The organism is Gemmatimonas sp. (genome assembly GCF_031426495.1).
Classification (GTDB): Bacteria; Gemmatimonadota; Gemmatimonadetes; order Gemmatimonadales; family Gemmatimonadaceae; genus Gemmatimonas.
On the sequence record NZ_JANPLK010000072.1, the window covers coordinates 13,707 to 29,138 of the forward strand.

Sequence of the window (15,432 nt, forward strand, 5' to 3'; positions counted from 1 at the left end):
CTGAGTCTATTAGCGTGCGGTCACGTCGACCCGCTAGCGTCCCGGTGCGTAGTCGACCTGATGACGTGCCTCGGCCGAGAGGTGCGTAAACATCGGCAAGATAGAGACGTAGTCGAACGTTCTCCTTCTAGACCGGACCGTCTATGCCTCGATTCCCTGCGCTCCGAACGGCAAGTGCCGCCGCGTAGCTCTGAGCTGGCTCTGGGCGAAGCTGAATGCGGACGTAACTGTAAACGATGTGATACTGAAGGCACGTCGAAACGTGCTCACCCGCATCGAGGATAATCTCGTCGCGTGCGCCGTACCTCGGTTGGATGCTCTCGATGCTCTGCACGACGGGCGACTTTCGATTCAGGAAGACCATTCGGCGCTATCCAAGGACAACGATGTAAGCGCGCTGGCCGCTCAATCGACCGAAGCGCAGAGCGCTCAGCGGCGCGCAATCGCGGTCGTGCCCCAGATTGTCGAGTGGCCGGCGATGCCGCTGGAGAAGGACGAGCGGCCGACCTCTGCTCCGATGGCCAATCAACGGGCTCGTCTGCGAACAATGGCGACGGAGCTTCCCCAAGGCGGATCGGTGGACAACGGCGGGCATCCAGTTGGTCATCTGTCCGAACACTGCGGTGTCCGATAGCGATCACTCGATGTCGATTGGCAACGGAGTCGAGCGGCGCATAGCAGCCGCCCGGAGCTTGAGATGCACTCTGATTTTCGGCCGTACGACGTCCGCCACAGTTTCGCGGCGCGGTATGTTGCTGCCGGAGCGGTGCTGCCGGAGCGGTGCTGCAGGTCGAGGCAAAGCAGTTGGGGCACTGCAGCGAGTCCATGGTCATCAAGCTCTATGGCCGCTTCCGCGTGAACACCGCAGCGCTGGCCAATGTGGAGTCCGTCGCCACCAGCGGCGGCGCGATCCGCCGGCCGAGCGCCGCAGCGCGCCAAGCGGCACAGCCGGGCGAGGACGGACGAGCGGCCGCGGATACCTCGGTGCCGCGCGACATGTCGGCCGCCACGCCGCGAACTGTCGAGACCACCGGGGCCAGCCTTGATCCGTCCGCATCAGGGTAGTACCTTCACCATCTACGGGTAGGGGCGGCACTCGACCAATGGTCGTCCGACCGCCGTGGAGATGTATTTAAGTCGTTGCCGCTCACATAGCTCAGTCGGCAGAGCACATCCTTGGTAAGGATGCTTTTCTCGAACTCGCCCAGCGCTCGACGCTCGGGCGAGTTTTTTGTAAGTAGCTGTGAATCAACTGGTTAGCAGGTAAATGCAACGCCGGCGGCTCTCTCGCAACATCCAGTGAGCGGCACGGAAGGCACCCGAAACGTCCGCAAGCGACACGTCGCATTTCCAAGGCATTTCCAAGCGGCGGCTGTGAGTAGCGCCCGCTTCGGACGGATCAGCCTGCTTTGGGAGCGGTGAAGCACCGGCGCGGGCTCCAGCATGATGAAGCGCCGCGAATCATCACCGACGCCGGAACGGCCAACCCCTCGCAATGCCAGACATCAGTTCGGAATTCGTCGGGCTCTTGCGATTAACTTAGGCTAACCTAAAATATATCTATTGGTCGTCGAAAACCGGCCGCTGACGTTCCTGCATGTCCACGTCGAGGTACCACGTGCGCCCACCTGTTCGCCTGTTCAAAGCCCTCGTCGTCCTTGTGTTCGCCACCACCGTGACCAGTTGCGGCGAACCACTGCTTCCTCCGCTTCCAGAGGGCGATGAGGCGCTTGAAGGCCCCATCGATGGCTTGTCGCCCCAGCAACGCGCTGCGTTCGTCCGTGGTGATCTCGAGTTCGCGCGGCGGTTTGCCCTGGCGGACGGGCTTGGCCCGCTGTTCATCGCGCAGTCGTGCGAGGCCTGCCACGTCGGCGACGGCAAAGGACATCCTCTGTTCGACATCACCCGTTTCGGCCGCACCGTAGATGGCGCATTCGATCCCATGCTCGCGCATGGTGGGCCGCAGCTTCAGAACCGCGCCATACTGAATTACCTGGCCGAGGTGCTACCGGCGGGCGTGACGGCCGTGGCCAGATTCAACCCGCCTGCCGTCAGTGGTCTCGGGCTCCTGGAGTCCGTCGACGATGCCACGATTCTCGCCATCGCCGATCCGAACGACGCGAACGGCGACGGCATCTCCGGCCGCGTCAGCTTCGTCGATTCATCGGATTTCATTGCCGACATCGTGTCGGTGGAAACGCTAGTGCGCACAGGTACTGCGACCCGTCATCTCTCCCTGAACGGCCAGTATATCGGCCGGTTTGGCAAGAAGGCACGCACGATCAATCTGCTGCACCAAACGGCATTCGCGTACTCGGAGGACATGGGGCTCACGACTGACCTGGTTCCCAAGGACGTGTTTAATCGGCAGGTCGGCGCGTTCGCCGGCGACAACGTGGCTGACCCCGAAGTGACGTCAGGCGTGCTGAATAGCGTCGTCTTCTATTTGCGCACGCTTCGGCCGCCGCCGCGTCGGCGCGCCGACAATCCCGACGTTGGGGCGGGAGGGCAACTGTTCGCTGGAGTCGGATGCGTCGGCTGCCACGTGGCCACACTCCGAACGGGCCAATCCGATATCGCCGCGTTGAGCCGGGTTGAGTTTCACCCGTACACCGACTTGCTCCTCCACGACATGGGCCCGGAGCTGGACGATGGCTACACCGAGGGAGACGCCCTGCCGGCGGAATGGCGGACCGCACCGCTCTGGGGCATCGGACTCGCTGAGCGCGCGCAGGGCGGCACCTCTTTTCTGCTGCATGACGGCCGAGCGAAAACCCTTCGTGATGCAATCCGGCTTCATGGCGGCGAGGGGTCAAAAAGTCGCGCGGCATTCGACCGATTGTCTCCCGCTGATCAGGAACGTGTACTCGCGTACCTGAGGTCACTATGAGCGACAATGCACGCAACAACCTGAACCGGCGACAGTTTCTCCAACAGGTGGAGCAGCTGTCTGATGGCGTCATTGCCGTCGCGCTGTGCGGCGCCCTCCCGGTCATGCTCAGCGCGTGTGGCGCGGCGCGCGCGGCCCGCACGCGCTACGTGCCGACCACACGCGTTGGAGATCGTCTCACGGTACCGCGGTCGGAGCTGTCTGGCGGTAGCGGCGTACTCGTTGAGATTCCCGGAACGGAACTGCCTCTGTATCTGCGAAGTGATGCGGTGACCGGCGGCTCGGAACACTTCTCGGCCGTCTCGACTCGCTGCATGCACAGGGGATGTCAGGTCGAGCCGACCGCCGACCGGTTGTCCTGCCCCTGCCACGGCAGCGAATACACGTTCGCGGGTGCTGTCCTGCAGGGCCCCACGGAGCTGCCGCTCGTGAGATATCAAGTCAGTGTGGATGCCGTGAACATCTACATCCACCTTCCGACCGCCGAGCGAGACTGATGCGCGCGAACCTCGTGATCTCACTGTTCGCCGCCACACTCGGTTTCGCCGCGCGTGGGCAGGCGCAGGCGGATTCGGTTCGCGCGGACTCCACACGCGCTCAGCCGCCAGCCCCTCCGCGTCAAGCGCCGCCGGACACGGCGCTGGTGCAAGGAGGCGTGTACAACCGACCGTTCATCACGTCGGTCGGTCGCACCAGCATCGGTGGCTACGCCGAGGCGAACACGAACTACTTCGTCGAGGATGGCGTCGGGGACGGGTTCTCGATGGAGCTCCGTCGATTCAACATCTTTCTGTTTGCGCCAGTGGGTCGACGCCTGCGGTTCCTCTCGGAGCTGGAGTTCGAGCATGGAACGCAGGAGATCGCCATCGAGACCGCGCAACTCGATTTTCAGATCGACCCTGCGTTGGTTCTGCGCGCCGGCGTCCTGCTGCCGCCGATTGGCGCGTTCAATCTCAACCACGACAGTCCGCGATGGGAATTCATCGACCGGCCACTCGTGTCCACGGAGATCATTCCGTCGACGTTGTCGGAAGTCGGCTTCGGCGCGAACGGCCGTGTTCTGGTGGCTGGGCGCGCGCGCGGCATGACGCTCACCTACGACGCGTATCTGACGAACGGGCTTGGCGACGGCGTGATCCTGAATGACGCCGGCCGAACACTGCTGTCAGCCGGCAAGCGCGACCTACAGTTTGCCGGGGACAACAACGGCTCTCCCGCACTCTCCGGACGTGTCGCACTGCAACAGCGGCGGCTTGGCGAGATCGGCGTATCCCACTATGGCGCGGTGTACAACACATTCAAATCCGAAGGTGAGACGCTCGATGCGCAGCGCCGGCTCTCGATCACCGCCGTCGACTTCAACACCGTGCTGCGGGCGATCAGCATCCGTGGTGAGTTTGCGGTCACGCGAGTCGACGTACCAGCCGATCTGGCGGAGCTGTTTGGTGCGCGGCAGTGGGGCGGGCACGTCGACGTGGTCGTCCCGGTGTGGCGGACGCGCGTGCTGGGCCTGCAGAATGCGACGCTCAGTGCCGCGCTACGACTGGAGCATGTCGACTACAACGTCGGCACGTTCAGCTCCACGGGACAACGGATCTTCGACGAGGTGACCGCCATCGTGCCGGGACTCAGCTTTCGCCCAACCGCGGGTACGGTCTTCAAGGCGAATTACCGCCGACACTGGACGCGTGATTTGCTGGGCAACCCAACGACGCGAATGGGCGGCTACCAAGTAGGATTCGCCACGTATTTCTGACATCTTGGGGAAGCGCGATGCCTCGTCCGGTGCCGGTGGTGAACGAGCTCTCCGCCGCAGCGGAAGACTGTCTCAAAGCGATCCACAAATTCGCGGGTCATGATGGCGCGGCCGCGATTCACGAACTGGCGCCGCATCTTGGCCTGGCGCGAGCAAGCGTGAGCGGGATGCTTGGACGATTGGCGGAAGCGGGACTGGCAGTCCGCCAATCAGACCACCGCGTGCAGTTGACAGCGGAGGGTCAACGGGTAGCTCTCCGCACGCTCCGCCGACACAACATTCTCTCCTGCTATCTCAGCGCGGTACTCAATTTTTCTCGTGAGGATGCAGATGACGAGGCAGAGCGACTGGAACACGCAGCTTCGGACGATGTGATCGACCGCATGGCGGCGTCACTGAGATCTGCACATCGTGATCCGTCTGGTACTTCAGTACCGGCGCCGACCGTAGCGCTCGCACAACCCCAAGGTTCGACGCTCGCGCCTGAACGCTGATGGTGGCCGAGACCAGCGCCGCGTCTTCTTCGTCTGTCGATGGCGCGCCCACCAAATGGCATCAGTTCGCGCAGTGCAAGCCCGCGCGCAATCGCTCCCGGAACTCCCATCTCACTGCAATGCGAATTCCCCCGATCCTCATGCTTTTCGGCGCCATGGCGTTGAGCGCCGCGTCTGCCGTTGCCGATCCCTTCGCTCGTCCATCGGGCGCGCTCCGACTGCTCGGCGGTCTCTTTGCCGCTGGCGGCCTGGCCGTGGCCGCCTCGGGCGTCGCAGCGTTCCGCCGGCAGCGCACGACCGTCGATCCGCGCTACCCGGAGCGCGCCACGACACTCGTCGCCGAGGGGGTCTACCGTTGGACTCGCAATCCGATGTACGTGGGTTTCGTGACCATTGCGGCCGGCGCGGCGGTGGCCTTGGGTTCGCCTCTCGCGCTGCTCGGGCCAGGAGTGCTGACCGTATACCTGGATCGCGTGCAGATCCCGGCGGAGGAGATGGCCCTGCGGGCGCGATTTGGTGCCCCGTTTGAGTCCTACGTTCGGACGGTGAACCGTTGGGCGGGTCGCCGCAGGCCCACTCGCATCGACGTCGTCTGAGGTTTCGGTGTAGCTCGACGCGGCTGTCGCAACTGACACGTTGTCGAGGTGCCGCGCGATGATTCAGCGGTGGCGCCATCCTCTATGCTGGGCGCGGCCAGTACATGATCACACCAACGCCCATGAGACAGATCGCGGCGCCCGCCACGGTGGCCGCATCTGGTTTGATCCCGTCGACTCGCCATCCCCACAGCACGGACATCACGACGAACACGCCGCCATAGGCCGCGTAGACCCGCCCAAAGTCGAAGCCCGCTGGTTGCAACGTCGGCAACACGCCGTACAGGAAGAGCAGCAGTCCGCCAAGGGCGCCGAGCCACACACTGCGGTCGTTCCGAAGCCAGAGCCAGACCAGGTAGCCACCACCAATCTCCATCAGGCCGGCTACAAGAAACAGTACGAGCGATTGAAGAATGCGCATGGCCGGAGTCTAAGGCTGAACAGAATCGAGCGCGCGATCCGCTGCTCGGCTCAACGTCCCAAGGTCAGTTCCCTTCGCGCATCCCGTACAATGCTCCACGCGGATTGCAGGAACAGCGCGGCGATAACGAATGCAACCACCAAGTCCGGCCACGGCGACGCAGTCCACGCGACGAGCGCCGCGGCGACAAGGACCGCCAAATTGCCGAGGGCGTCGTTGCGCGAGAATAGCCAGATGGCTCGTGCGTTGGCGTCGCCGGTGCGGTGCGGGATGAGCACGAGTGCCGCCGCGACGTTCACAGCGAGCGCCACGGCGCCGAGGATGCCCATCATCTCGGCCTCGGGTTGCTGCTGCACCAGCACGCGATGGATGGTGCTGCCAACGATGCCGACGCCGAGGACGCCAAGGAACAGCCCCTTCGCAAGCGCGACACGGGCTCGGCGATGTAGTGGCCACGCGAGTGCCAGTAGGCCGACGAAGCTGATCACGCCATCGCCAAGAAAGTCCAGCGCGTCGGCCTTCAGTGCCTGAGAGTCCGAGAGGAAGCCGCCGACCGCTTCGACGATTCCGTACCCGACGTTCAGCACCACGACGATCCAAAGAGCGCGCCGGTATGTGCGGTTGATCTGTGGCGGAGTAGTCGCTGGTCGCAACGTAAATCCCGCCGCCGCCGCCGCTCGCTCTGCATGCTGCAAGACCTCGGGACCCGACGTGGTCACCGTGAGCAGTCCTGTGGCGACCGACACCGTCACGGTCTCTATCCCGGGCACGGCGCGCACCGCCTTTGCCAACTTCGCCGCGTCGTCCGCGCAATCCATCCCGACCACACGGTACTTCTCACTCGACGGAACAGCCTCGTTCATCGCGACGCGGCTGTAGTGGCGGGAACGCGAGGTGATTCGCCCACGTGGATCAGCCCTTCGGAAATCAGCCGTCCTACGTGTTCATCATCGAGGCTGTAGTACGCGATCTTACCAGCCTTCCGGTAGCGCACGAGCCTCAGTTGGCGAAGCGTCCGGAGTGAGTGCGAGACAGCGGATTCCGAGACACCGGTGAGCGTCGCCAAGTCGCACACACATAGCTCCACTGCGGCCAGCGCGGTCAGAATTCGCAGACGCGTGGGGTCGCCAAGGGCCCGAAACATCTCAGCAAGCGTGGCGAGCGTGGCGCGCGCCGGCGCGAGGCGGAGGGCCCGTTCCACCTTTTCCAAGTCGACACAGGCGACCTCGCAGAGATCCGGTGCGCCGGAGATCGGCTCTGCGCCGGCAACCTCGTCTGCAGGTATGCTCTGCTCCGGCGTCGACGCGGTTGCGGTGGCCGTCGATGGGCGTCGGGTGGAGGAGCGGGATTGCGCGCCGGTCATGGAAGTCGTAAGTTCGTTGAACATCTGAACAGGTCTTCAGGTATCTGAAGGATATCGCCGACCTGGTCTGCGGGCAATCGCGGAGTTATCCGCTTCGCGCGATTGCGATTGGAAGTCCGCCACCTTCGCTGCGCATGCTTCGTACTCTACGCCGCACGTCACTGGCTCCAACGCTGCGCCGCCTCATCGCGGTGCTGTTCGGGCTGTGCCTGAGTGCCGCGTTCGCGGAGCCAATGATCGCTGACCAGTGCGACGAAGTGACGACGCAGTTGACGACCGTCGTGAGCGCGGGGAGCGGTGTCATGCAGAAGGTCGCTTTAGACGCCAACTCCGAATCCCCACGTGATGGGACAACGGTTCCGGATGGGCATACGCTGCACCTGTGTCACTGCGCTCACGCCCACGCGAGCACGCTGACGACTCGACACACCATGTCCGACCGGGTGCGGGCCGTGGTGGTGCTGATGGCAAGTCGGTCAGACCGCCGTCCCCAGAGCGTGACTGGTGAGCCGCAGCTGCGCCCTCCTCGAGTGCTGGCCGCCTAACCGCGTCAGCCTCTTCGCGCTCCTGTAGCGCCCTCGTAGCGAGCTGCTGACGCGCCTTCGCGTCCTTACCACACCCGTGCGAGTCGCACGTGGCCTGTGGTCTCGCTTCCTCGGGGAACCCATGACATCTGTACCACCAAGCGGCCACGCGTGGGTCGTTGCGAACGCCCTTTGCGCACCACGGTTTGTGCTGCGACGGCTCGCGCCACTGTTCGCGATTTCTGCGCTCTTTTCGCCCGATCCAATATCTGCTCAGCCGGCCACGGACTCGGTTCGCGTCGGTCTTGCACTGGACAGTGCCCGCGTGCGCGGCGCGCTCGAACGCCTGCGCACCTCGGCGGTCGCCAACAGTCCCGCCTTGCGTGCCGCGCGGGCCAATGTGGAGTTGGCAACGGCACGTGCGGCCGCCGCAGGCGCCATTGCCCCCGCCTTCTTTTCCGCTGGCCTCTCGGAAGCGCCGGCGAGCAATCTCGACCAGGGGAATCTCCGATTCGAGGTTGGCCGCGATCTCATGACCGGACGGCGTCGCCAAGCGGAGCAAAGACTCGCCGATATTGACGTGCAGGAGGCGAACGTCGAGGTATCGCTCGCCGAGCGCCGCGTAGACGGGCTGATTCTGCGAGACGTGCTGGGGGCGGCTGGCGCGCGTCGTATTGCCCTGCGACTCGCCGCAGAGGACGCGTTGCTCGCCGGTGCCGAAGAAGGCGTGCGCGGCCGCTTCGGTGTCGGACAGGCGAGGTATGTCGACGTACTGCGTGTTCGGACCGAACGGCTTCGAGTTCAGGCGGACCGAAGTGCCACTATCGCCGAAGCCCGCGCCTCGCGCGCCAATCTGGCCGCCGTGCTGGTAGGAAGTGAAGCGATAACCACCTTGGACGCTGCCATCGATACCATCGCCGGCGACGGACTGGATCAGGCATGGCGTTCGGTGCTGCCGGCACTGCCGTCGTTGGATTCACTGATTGCGCAGTCTGACGTGGCAAGGATGGCCGAGGTTGGCGCAGCCCGTACTGCCGCCGCCCGTGCGTTGCTACTCGCTGCGCAGCGTCCGCAGCTCAGCGCGTATGCCGGTATTCAGCGAATCGGTCAAGCGAACAATGGGCCGACACTGGGCCCCTCCTTCGGCGTCACTGTGTCGATGCCGTTCACTGCCGCGCGTAGCAACCGGCTGGCATTGGCGGCGGCGACACAGTCCAGCGCGACCGCCAGAATTGCACGAGATGCCAGTCTGAGCGAAACCCGTGGCCGTCTGGATGCGGCGCGCGAGCGATACCTCGCGGCTCGGGAGCGGCTCGAGACGTTCGACGCCGCTTTGCTCAGAGGTGCGCGGGATGAGCGCGAGAGTGCACTCGCGGCTTACCGCACCGGCAGTCTTTCGCTCATCGAACTGTTGGACTTCGAGCGTGCGTTATCGCGCGCTGAGATCGAGCGCAACCGTGCACTCATCGACGCTGCCGACGCGTGGGCGGACCTTCTTGGCGCTGACGAGCGCAGCGACCAGCGCCGCGAACAACGTCTCGACGGTGATTCCACTTCTCCGATCAACGGACGCTGACCTATGACAATTCTGATGCCACAGTCGCACAAGCGCCGCGCGCCGCGCCCGAGCGCCAACTCGCACCGTCCGCAGCAGGCCCTCACTCTTCTCCTTTTGCTCGCGCTGATGGGCAGCGCGGCGTGTAACGACGAGGCTCCCGCGTCCGCCGCACGCGCAACGTCCGCGCAAGCGGAGCCAAGCGCGCGCGAGCCATTGGCTGACGAAGCCGGCGAGGCGCACGGCGACGAGCATGGGCCGTCCGACAGGGTGACGCTGACTGAGGCTGCGTTCCGTACGGCGCAGATCGAGGTGCTCCCGGTACTTTCCGCCGCTGCGGTTGACGCGGCGAATGGACTCGAAGTGCCGGGGCAGGTGGAGCTCGATCCGCGCCGGGTAGCACTCGTTTCCTCGCGTATCGCTGGACGCCTTGAGCGTCTGTCCGTTGTCGAAGGGGACCGCGTGAGCGCCGGCCAATCCGTTGGCGCGCTGTTCAGCCCGGAGTATCTCACCGCGCAGCTCGATCTGACGCAGGCGACTCGCCGCGTGGAGGTGCTTTCCGGAACCACCGACGAGACCGGCGCGCGCGCACTTGCCGACGCCGCTCGGCGTCGCCTGCGCCTCATTGGAGCGAGCGAGGCGGAAATTGCTCGCGCGGCCGCCGGCGGCGAGCCGGCGAGCACGATGTCGCTTCGATCCTCAATCGGCGGCAGCGTGGTCGAGGCGCATGTCTTGCCCGGAGCCGCTGTCGAGGCGGGTGCCCCAGTATTCACCGTCGCGGATCTCTCGGTGATTGATGTCGTGGCCGAAGTCCCCGAGCGCAATCTTCCGCAAGTGCGGACGGGACAACGCGCCACGATCAGCATCGCCGCGTTTCCGGACTTGCGATTTGAGGGCCACGTGGAGCGACTTCGCGACGCACTCAACGCAGAGACGCGCACGTTGCAAGCGGTTATCCATGTACCGAACGGCAGCCGCCGTTTGCGGCCCGGTATGTTCGCGACCGTACGACTTGATGTGCCCGTTACACCCACCTCGCGCGGAGATGGTGCCCGTACGCTTACGATCCCGGAGAGTGCCATCGTCACGGATGGTGAGCGCCGCTTCGTCTTCGTCGAAACAGGGCTCCGGTCGTACGAGCGTCGTGAGGTCCGCACGATGCCGCTGGCTCCGCCCGGCTCGAGTACGCAGCGCACGGCGACGGTGATCGTACAGGACGGCCTTCGCGCCGGCGAGCGCGTCGTCGTCCGCGGCGCCTTCACGCTCAAGAGTGAACTCGCGAAGGCGTCGTTGAGTGATGAGCACTGAGATGAGAAAGCATTCCGAATCTCCGGGCAACGAGTCCGATTCACCGGACGGCGTCGTCGAGCGGATCGTGGCGTGGTCAGTCCAGCAGCGCCTCACCGTGCTGGTGATGGTACTGGCAGTTGCCGCGGCCGGTGTCTGGGCATTGCGGACGCTCCGCGTCGACGCGTTTCCCGATCTCACCGATGCGCAAGTGCAGGTCCTCATCGAGGCTCCTGGTTTATCGCCGGTCGAGGTTGAGCGATTGACGACGTTTCCCATCGAGGTGGCGATGAACGGCCTGCCCGACGTGACGCTCGTCCGCTCGGTCAGCAAGTACGGGTTTGCTGCTGTCACGGTGGTCTTCGAGGACGGCGTCGACATCCAGCGCGCTCGCACCCTGGTGAGCGAGCGGCTGCAAAGCGTGCGCGAAGCACTACCCACCGGTGCGGACGCCACGCTTGGCCCACTGTCGGCGGCCAACAGCGAGATCTACATGTACACCGTTGAGCATGCGGACGCCGGAAAGGCAGGTGATACACTCGATATGCGCGCGTTACGGACGCTTCAGGATCGAGTGGTTCGTCCACAGCTTCGTACCGTTTCCGGCGTGACGGAGGTCAACAGCTTCGGCGGTGAGGTGCGGCAAGCACAGGTCGTCGTGCGACCGGAGCGATTGGTCAGTTTCGGACTGACGTTGCACGATGTCGTCGAGGCCGTGGAATCCAACAATGCCGTGGCGGCCGGTGGCTACCTCGAGCACCGCGACGAGCAGTACATCCTGCGGGGACTCGGTGCCGCCGCCACCCTCGACGATCTGCGGAATACCGTTATCCGCGCCAGCAGCGCCGGTGTACCGGTGTTGATCGGTGACGTAGCCGACGTGCGGTACGGTGCCGAGCTCCGTCAGGGAGCGGTGTCACACGATGGACGCGGCGAAGTTGTCAGTGGCATTGTCATGATGCTTCGCGGCGAGAATGGACGAGAGGTCGTGGAGCGCGTTCGTGCCAGGGTTGAGGATATCAATCGTTCGCTGCCGCCGGGCGTCAAGGTGATTCCGTATTACGATCAAACGGACCTGGTCGCGGGGACGCTTCGCACCGTGCGTACGAACTTGGTTGAGGGCGGGTTGCTCGTCATCGCGGTACTCCTCCTCTTCCTCGGCAACGTGCGCGCCGCACTCCTCGTGGCCGTCACAATTCCATTGTCGCTGCTCTGCGCATTTCTTGGCATGCGTTGGCTCGGACTTTCGGCGAACCTCATGAGTTTGGGCGCCATCGACTTCGGCATGATCGTCGACGGGTCCGTGGTGATGACAGAGCACTTCGTGCGCACGCTGCACGGTGACGAAGAGGCGGGAAAGCTGCCATCCACCCGTGAAGGCATGGCCGCGCGGTTGGTGTCGGCGGCTCGCGAGGTTGCTCGCCCAATCGCGTTCGGCGTGCTGATCATCATGCTGGTTTATGTGCCTATCCTCAGTCTGCAGGGATTGGAGGCACGCATGTTCCGCCCTATGGCGATCACCGTCGCCATCGCGTTGTTCGGCAGCTTGCTGCTCGCGCTGTGCTTTATCCCCGCCGCGAGCACATGGGTGTTTCAACGCGGCGCGCGAGAATCAAAGATCGCGCAGCGAATGGAGCGCGTGCTCGACGCGCGGTATGCGCGAGCGTTGGCGGTGGTCGCCAAGCGACCCATGGCGACGGTACTCACGGCGCTATCAATCCTGGTTGCCACGCTGTTTGTCGTACCTCGACTCGGCACCGAATTCCTTCCGCAGCTCGATGAAGGATCACTCCTGATCGCCGCCACGAAGGACCCCACAATCTCGTTGTCGCGCTCAGTCGCGATGCAGGATGCGTTGGAGCGCACCGTTCGGCAGTCGCCCGAGGTCACGACGGTCGTTAGTCGCGTCGGTCGCGCCGAGATCGGCAGTGATCCGATGGGCGTGAACCAAGCCGATGTGTTTGTGATGCTCAAGCCGCGCGACCAATGGCGGCCGGGTCTGACGAAAGACTCGCTCGAACGCGAGATCACGGAACGGCTGGAGGAAGGGGTTCCCGGTATCGCCATCGGTATGACGCAGCCGATGCAGATGCGGCTCGATGAGTTGATCTCCGGGGTGCGCGCTGATCTCGCGATCAAGATTTTCGGCGACGATCCCATCGTTACGCGTGCGGTGGCGGAGCAGGTCGCTGGTGTCGTGCGGAGCGTACCAGGTGCCGACGAGGTACAAATCGAACAGACGGCGGGACAAGGCTATCTCAACGTCCGTCTCGACCGCGCCGCCATGGCGCGCTTCGGTATCCCGATGGCAGAAGTCCAAGAGGCGCTCGAAACGGCCGTAGGCGGCCGGCCGGTGTCACAGCTGGTCGAAGGCAGCTACGCCGTCGACGTGGCGGTCTACTATCCGGAAGCACTGCGCACGTCACCGGAGGCCATCGGCGCGATTACCGTTCCGGCTCCCGTTGGCGGCGCGTCCGGTGGGGCACGGATCGCGCTGTCGCAGATCGCCGACATCCGGCTCGAGAACGGCCCCGTGCAAGTAAGCCGCGAGCGAGCACAGCGCTACACGCTCGTGCAGTCGAACGTGGCCGGGCGTGACCTCGGTGGATTCGCCACCGACGTGCGGCGCGCCGTTGAAGCCGGGGTGAAGGTGCCGCCAGCGGTCTTCGTCACATACGGCGGTGCCTTCGAGAATCAGCAGCGCGCCATGGCACGACTGCAGGTGGTCGTGCCGCTTTCGATATTCCTGATTGCACTCCTCCTCTGGGCTTCACTTCGGTCGTGGTGGCTGGCGGGGTTGGTGCTCGTGAATCTCCCGTTTGCCGCGGTCGGCGGAGTGCTCGCATTGTGGTCGCGCGGGCTCCATCTCTCGGTGTCGGCGAGCATCGGCTTCATTGCGCTGTTCGGTGTGGCCGTACTCAATGGCCTCGTGCTGCTGACGACCGTACAACGCGCTCGCGCGCGCGGAGCTTCTCCGAGCGATGCTGCCATCGGTGGTGCCCGTGAGCGCCTACGGCCGGTGCTGATGACGGCGTTGGTGGCGAGCCTCGGCTTCGTGCCCGTGGCATTGTCACACGGCACCGGTGCGGAAGTTCAGCGTCCGCTTGCTACCGTGGTGATCGGTGGGCTCGTGACGTCCACCCTGCTGACCCTGCTGGTGCTGCCCACACTCTACGCGTGGATCGAAGGATGGCGTAGCCGACGCGCCGCGCGCGACGCAGACCGTGCCCTCGATCCGAACCTCGCATTCTCCGGGCGCGCCACATGATCGACGACATTTCCGAGGGGTCATCTCGCGTGCCGCCCGAACGTGGTCACTTGCACTTTCCGCTGCGTGGCCTGGCGAGCACAGGGGCAGAGCGGGCGGTCAAAGATGCGTTGGCCGGCATGAAGGGGATTCTGCGCGTCGAAGTCTCCAATGTCATGGCGGTCGCGGAAATTGAGTTTGATGAGCGCATCGTCAGCGCCGCCGAAGTGCGGGCACGACTTGCCCACGCGGGTCGTCAGCCACCGAAGTCTTTGCCGGACAAAGAGCCGTGACCACCATCTGGGCGTTGCTCACCAGCGCGATGCGCGCCGTGGCGGTGGTGTACAGCGTAGCCCTCGTCGCGGGATGTCAGGTTGATCCCGGGCACGGGGGACGCGCCAGCCGAGAATGGATCGAGCAGCTGCGGCGGGGCGATGCCAAGGGACGTGAAGACGCAGCCGTTGCGCTCGGGAACGTATTGGCCGTCAATCCAAAGCTGGAGCGACCGGTCACGGCGTTGGTCGCCGCACTCGCCGACACGATTGACGCTGTCCGTGTCGCCGCATCCTCTGCGCTCGCCCAGCCCGGAGTCATCGCCATCGACGCGCTTCCCGGGCTGGCGCAGATGCTGAACGATTCCGCGCACGCGTCTGTCAGGGCGCAGGGAGTGCGAGCCATCGGACGCTTGTTGAGTATGAGCGCGCTGGCGGAGCGCTCCAAACTGTTGGGATCTGTCGTTCCCGCTCATCGCGATGGCGACGCGGCAGTCCGTGCCGCAGTGGCGGACGCACTTGGCAGAATCACGAGCAGCGCAACGACCGACACAATCGTCAAGCAAACACTCGAGACGCTGGTGAGGGATTCGATGGCGTCCACACGACTGCGGGCCGTGGAAGCACTGGGTTCGCTACCTGCGATGGCACGGCGGGAGGCATTGCATACCGCTCTGAACGACTCGTCGGCCGCCGTTCGTCACGCTGCCGTCTTGCAAGTCAGGCGCGACACACTCGCGCTGGCGGAGATGCAGGCACAACTCGTAAACCTTCTCGCCGATTCGTCGGCGCCGGTCCGGCTCGCCGTTGTTCGCGCGCTGGGCTCGTTGTCGATGGCCAGATATCCGAACGTATCGACGGCGCTGCGCGCTCGACTTACTGATGCTGACTCCACGATTCGCACGGAAGCGTCGCATGCCCTGACGCGGTTCCATGCACAGGGCGGTCGCGATCCCTCGCACGAGCCGACGCTTCTCGAACGTTGCAAGCAGCTACCGCCGAGGACGCGCGGATGCTGAGCAAAACT

General features: G+C 64.6%; 16 protein-coding genes. 13 read left to right on the forward strand and 3 right to left on the reverse strand.

Annotated elements, in window-relative coordinates; translation table 11 throughout:
• The first annotated feature begins 262 nt into the window (after nucleotides 1-262).
• The 7 genes from RMP10_RS17780 to RMP10_RS17810 all read left to right on the forward strand — a co-directional run bounded on the left by RMP10_RS17780 (nucleotide 263) and on the right by RMP10_RS17810 (nucleotide 5,736).
• On the forward strand, nucleotides 263-634 hold the full coding sequence (locus tag RMP10_RS17780; RefSeq protein WP_310571489.1) for a hypothetical protein: 372 nt from the start codon (nucleotides 263-265) through the stop codon (nucleotides 632-634).
• 146 nt (nucleotides 635-780) lie between these two features.
• The gene (locus RMP10_RS17785; RefSeq protein ID WP_310571490.1) at nucleotides 781-1,065 is read left to right on the forward strand and encodes a hypothetical protein; all 285 of its coding nucleotides are present in this window, start codon (nucleotides 781-783) and stop codon (nucleotides 1,063-1,065) included.
• A gap of 553 nt (nucleotides 1,066-1,618) precedes the next feature.
• Entirely contained in the window at nucleotides 1,619-2,890 is a 1,272-nt protein-coding gene (locus RMP10_RS17790) for a di-heme oxidoredictase family protein (RefSeq protein WP_310571491.1), read from the forward strand.
• Complete coding sequence (locus tag RMP10_RS17795) at nucleotides 2,887-3,387, forward strand: ubiquinol-cytochrome c reductase iron-sulfur subunit (protein WP_310571492.1); 501 nt, start codon at nucleotides 2,887-2,889, stop codon at nucleotides 3,385-3,387. The genes RMP10_RS17790 and RMP10_RS17795 overlap by 4 nt, the downstream gene beginning before the upstream one ends.
• The gene (locus tag RMP10_RS17800) at nucleotides 3,387-4,646 is read left to right on the forward strand and encodes a hypothetical protein (protein WP_310571493.1); all 1,260 of its coding nucleotides are present in this window, start codon (nucleotides 3,387-3,389) and stop codon (nucleotides 4,644-4,646) included. The genes RMP10_RS17795 and RMP10_RS17800 overlap by 1 nt, the downstream gene beginning before the upstream one ends.
• Nucleotides 4,647-4,663: 17 nt before the next feature.
• Entirely contained in the window at nucleotides 4,664-5,140 is a 477-nt protein-coding gene (locus RMP10_RS17805) for a metal-dependent transcriptional regulator (protein WP_310571495.1), read from the forward strand.
• A 119-nt stretch (nucleotides 5,141-5,259) separates the two neighbouring features.
• On the forward strand, nucleotides 5,260-5,736 hold the full coding sequence (locus RMP10_RS17810) for an isoprenylcysteine carboxylmethyltransferase family protein (RefSeq protein WP_310571496.1): 477 nt from the start codon (nucleotides 5,260-5,262) through the stop codon (nucleotides 5,734-5,736).
• 82 nt (nucleotides 5,737-5,818) lie between these two features.
• Here RMP10_RS17810 and RMP10_RS17815 read toward each other — a convergent pair whose 3' ends face one another.
• The 3 genes from RMP10_RS17815 to RMP10_RS17825 are packed head-to-tail and all read right to left on the reverse strand — an operon-like array spanning nucleotide 5,819 to nucleotide 7,520.
• Nucleotides 5,819-6,157 carry a YnfA family protein gene (locus RMP10_RS17815; RefSeq protein ID WP_310571497.1) on the reverse strand — a complete coding sequence of 113 codons (339 nt, stop codon included), beginning with the start codon at nucleotides 6,155-6,157 and terminating at the stop codon, nucleotides 5,819-5,821.
• Nucleotides 6,158-6,207: 50 nt separating this feature from the next.
• Nucleotides 6,208-7,020, reverse strand: a complete 813-nt coding sequence (locus tag RMP10_RS17820) for a cation diffusion facilitator family transporter (RefSeq protein ID WP_310571498.1) — start codon at nucleotides 7,018-7,020, stop codon at nucleotides 6,208-6,210.
• Complete coding sequence (locus tag RMP10_RS17825; protein WP_310571499.1) at nucleotides 7,017-7,520, reverse strand: metalloregulator ArsR/SmtB family transcription factor; 504 nt, start codon at nucleotides 7,518-7,520, stop codon at nucleotides 7,017-7,019. The genes RMP10_RS17820 and RMP10_RS17825 overlap by 4 nt, the downstream gene beginning before the upstream one ends.
• Nucleotides 7,521-7,654: 134 nt before the next feature.
• On the opposite strand from RMP10_RS17825, the gene RMP10_RS17830 reads away from it, so the two are divergent.
• The 6 genes from RMP10_RS17830 (at nucleotide 7,655) to RMP10_RS17855 (ending at nucleotide 15,424) form a co-directional block, all read left to right on the forward strand.
• Nucleotides 7,655-8,065 (forward strand): hypothetical protein, encoded by a 411-nt coding sequence (locus RMP10_RS17830; RefSeq protein ID WP_310571500.1) that lies wholly within the window; start codon nucleotides 7,655-7,657, stop codon nucleotides 8,063-8,065.
• Between the two features lie 187 nt (nucleotides 8,066-8,252).
• Nucleotides 8,253-9,620 carry a TolC family protein gene (locus RMP10_RS17835; protein WP_310571501.1) on the forward strand — a complete coding sequence of 456 codons (1,368 nt, stop codon included), beginning with the start codon at nucleotides 8,253-8,255 and terminating at the stop codon, nucleotides 9,618-9,620.
• Between the two features lie 3 nt (nucleotides 9,621-9,623).
• Nucleotides 9,624-10,907 (forward strand): efflux RND transporter periplasmic adaptor subunit, encoded by a 1,284-nt coding sequence (locus RMP10_RS17840; RefSeq protein ID WP_310571502.1) that lies wholly within the window; start codon nucleotides 9,624-9,626, stop codon nucleotides 10,905-10,907.
• 1 nt (nucleotide 10,908) lies between these two features.
• The gene (locus RMP10_RS17845; protein WP_310571503.1) at nucleotides 10,909-14,154 is read left to right on the forward strand and encodes a CusA/CzcA family heavy metal efflux RND transporter; all 3,246 of its coding nucleotides are present in this window, start codon (nucleotides 10,909-10,911) and stop codon (nucleotides 14,152-14,154) included.
• On the forward strand, nucleotides 14,151-14,426 hold the full coding sequence (locus tag RMP10_RS17850; protein WP_310571504.1) for a heavy metal-associated domain-containing protein: 276 nt from the start codon (nucleotides 14,151-14,153) through the stop codon (nucleotides 14,424-14,426). The genes RMP10_RS17845 and RMP10_RS17850 overlap by 4 nt, the downstream gene beginning before the upstream one ends.
• Entirely contained in the window at nucleotides 14,423-15,424 is a 1,002-nt protein-coding gene (locus RMP10_RS17855; RefSeq protein ID WP_310571505.1) for a HEAT repeat domain-containing protein, read from the forward strand. Before RMP10_RS17850 ends, RMP10_RS17855 begins: the two co-directional genes overlap by 4 nt.
• Nucleotides 15,425-15,432 lie beyond the last annotated feature (8 nt).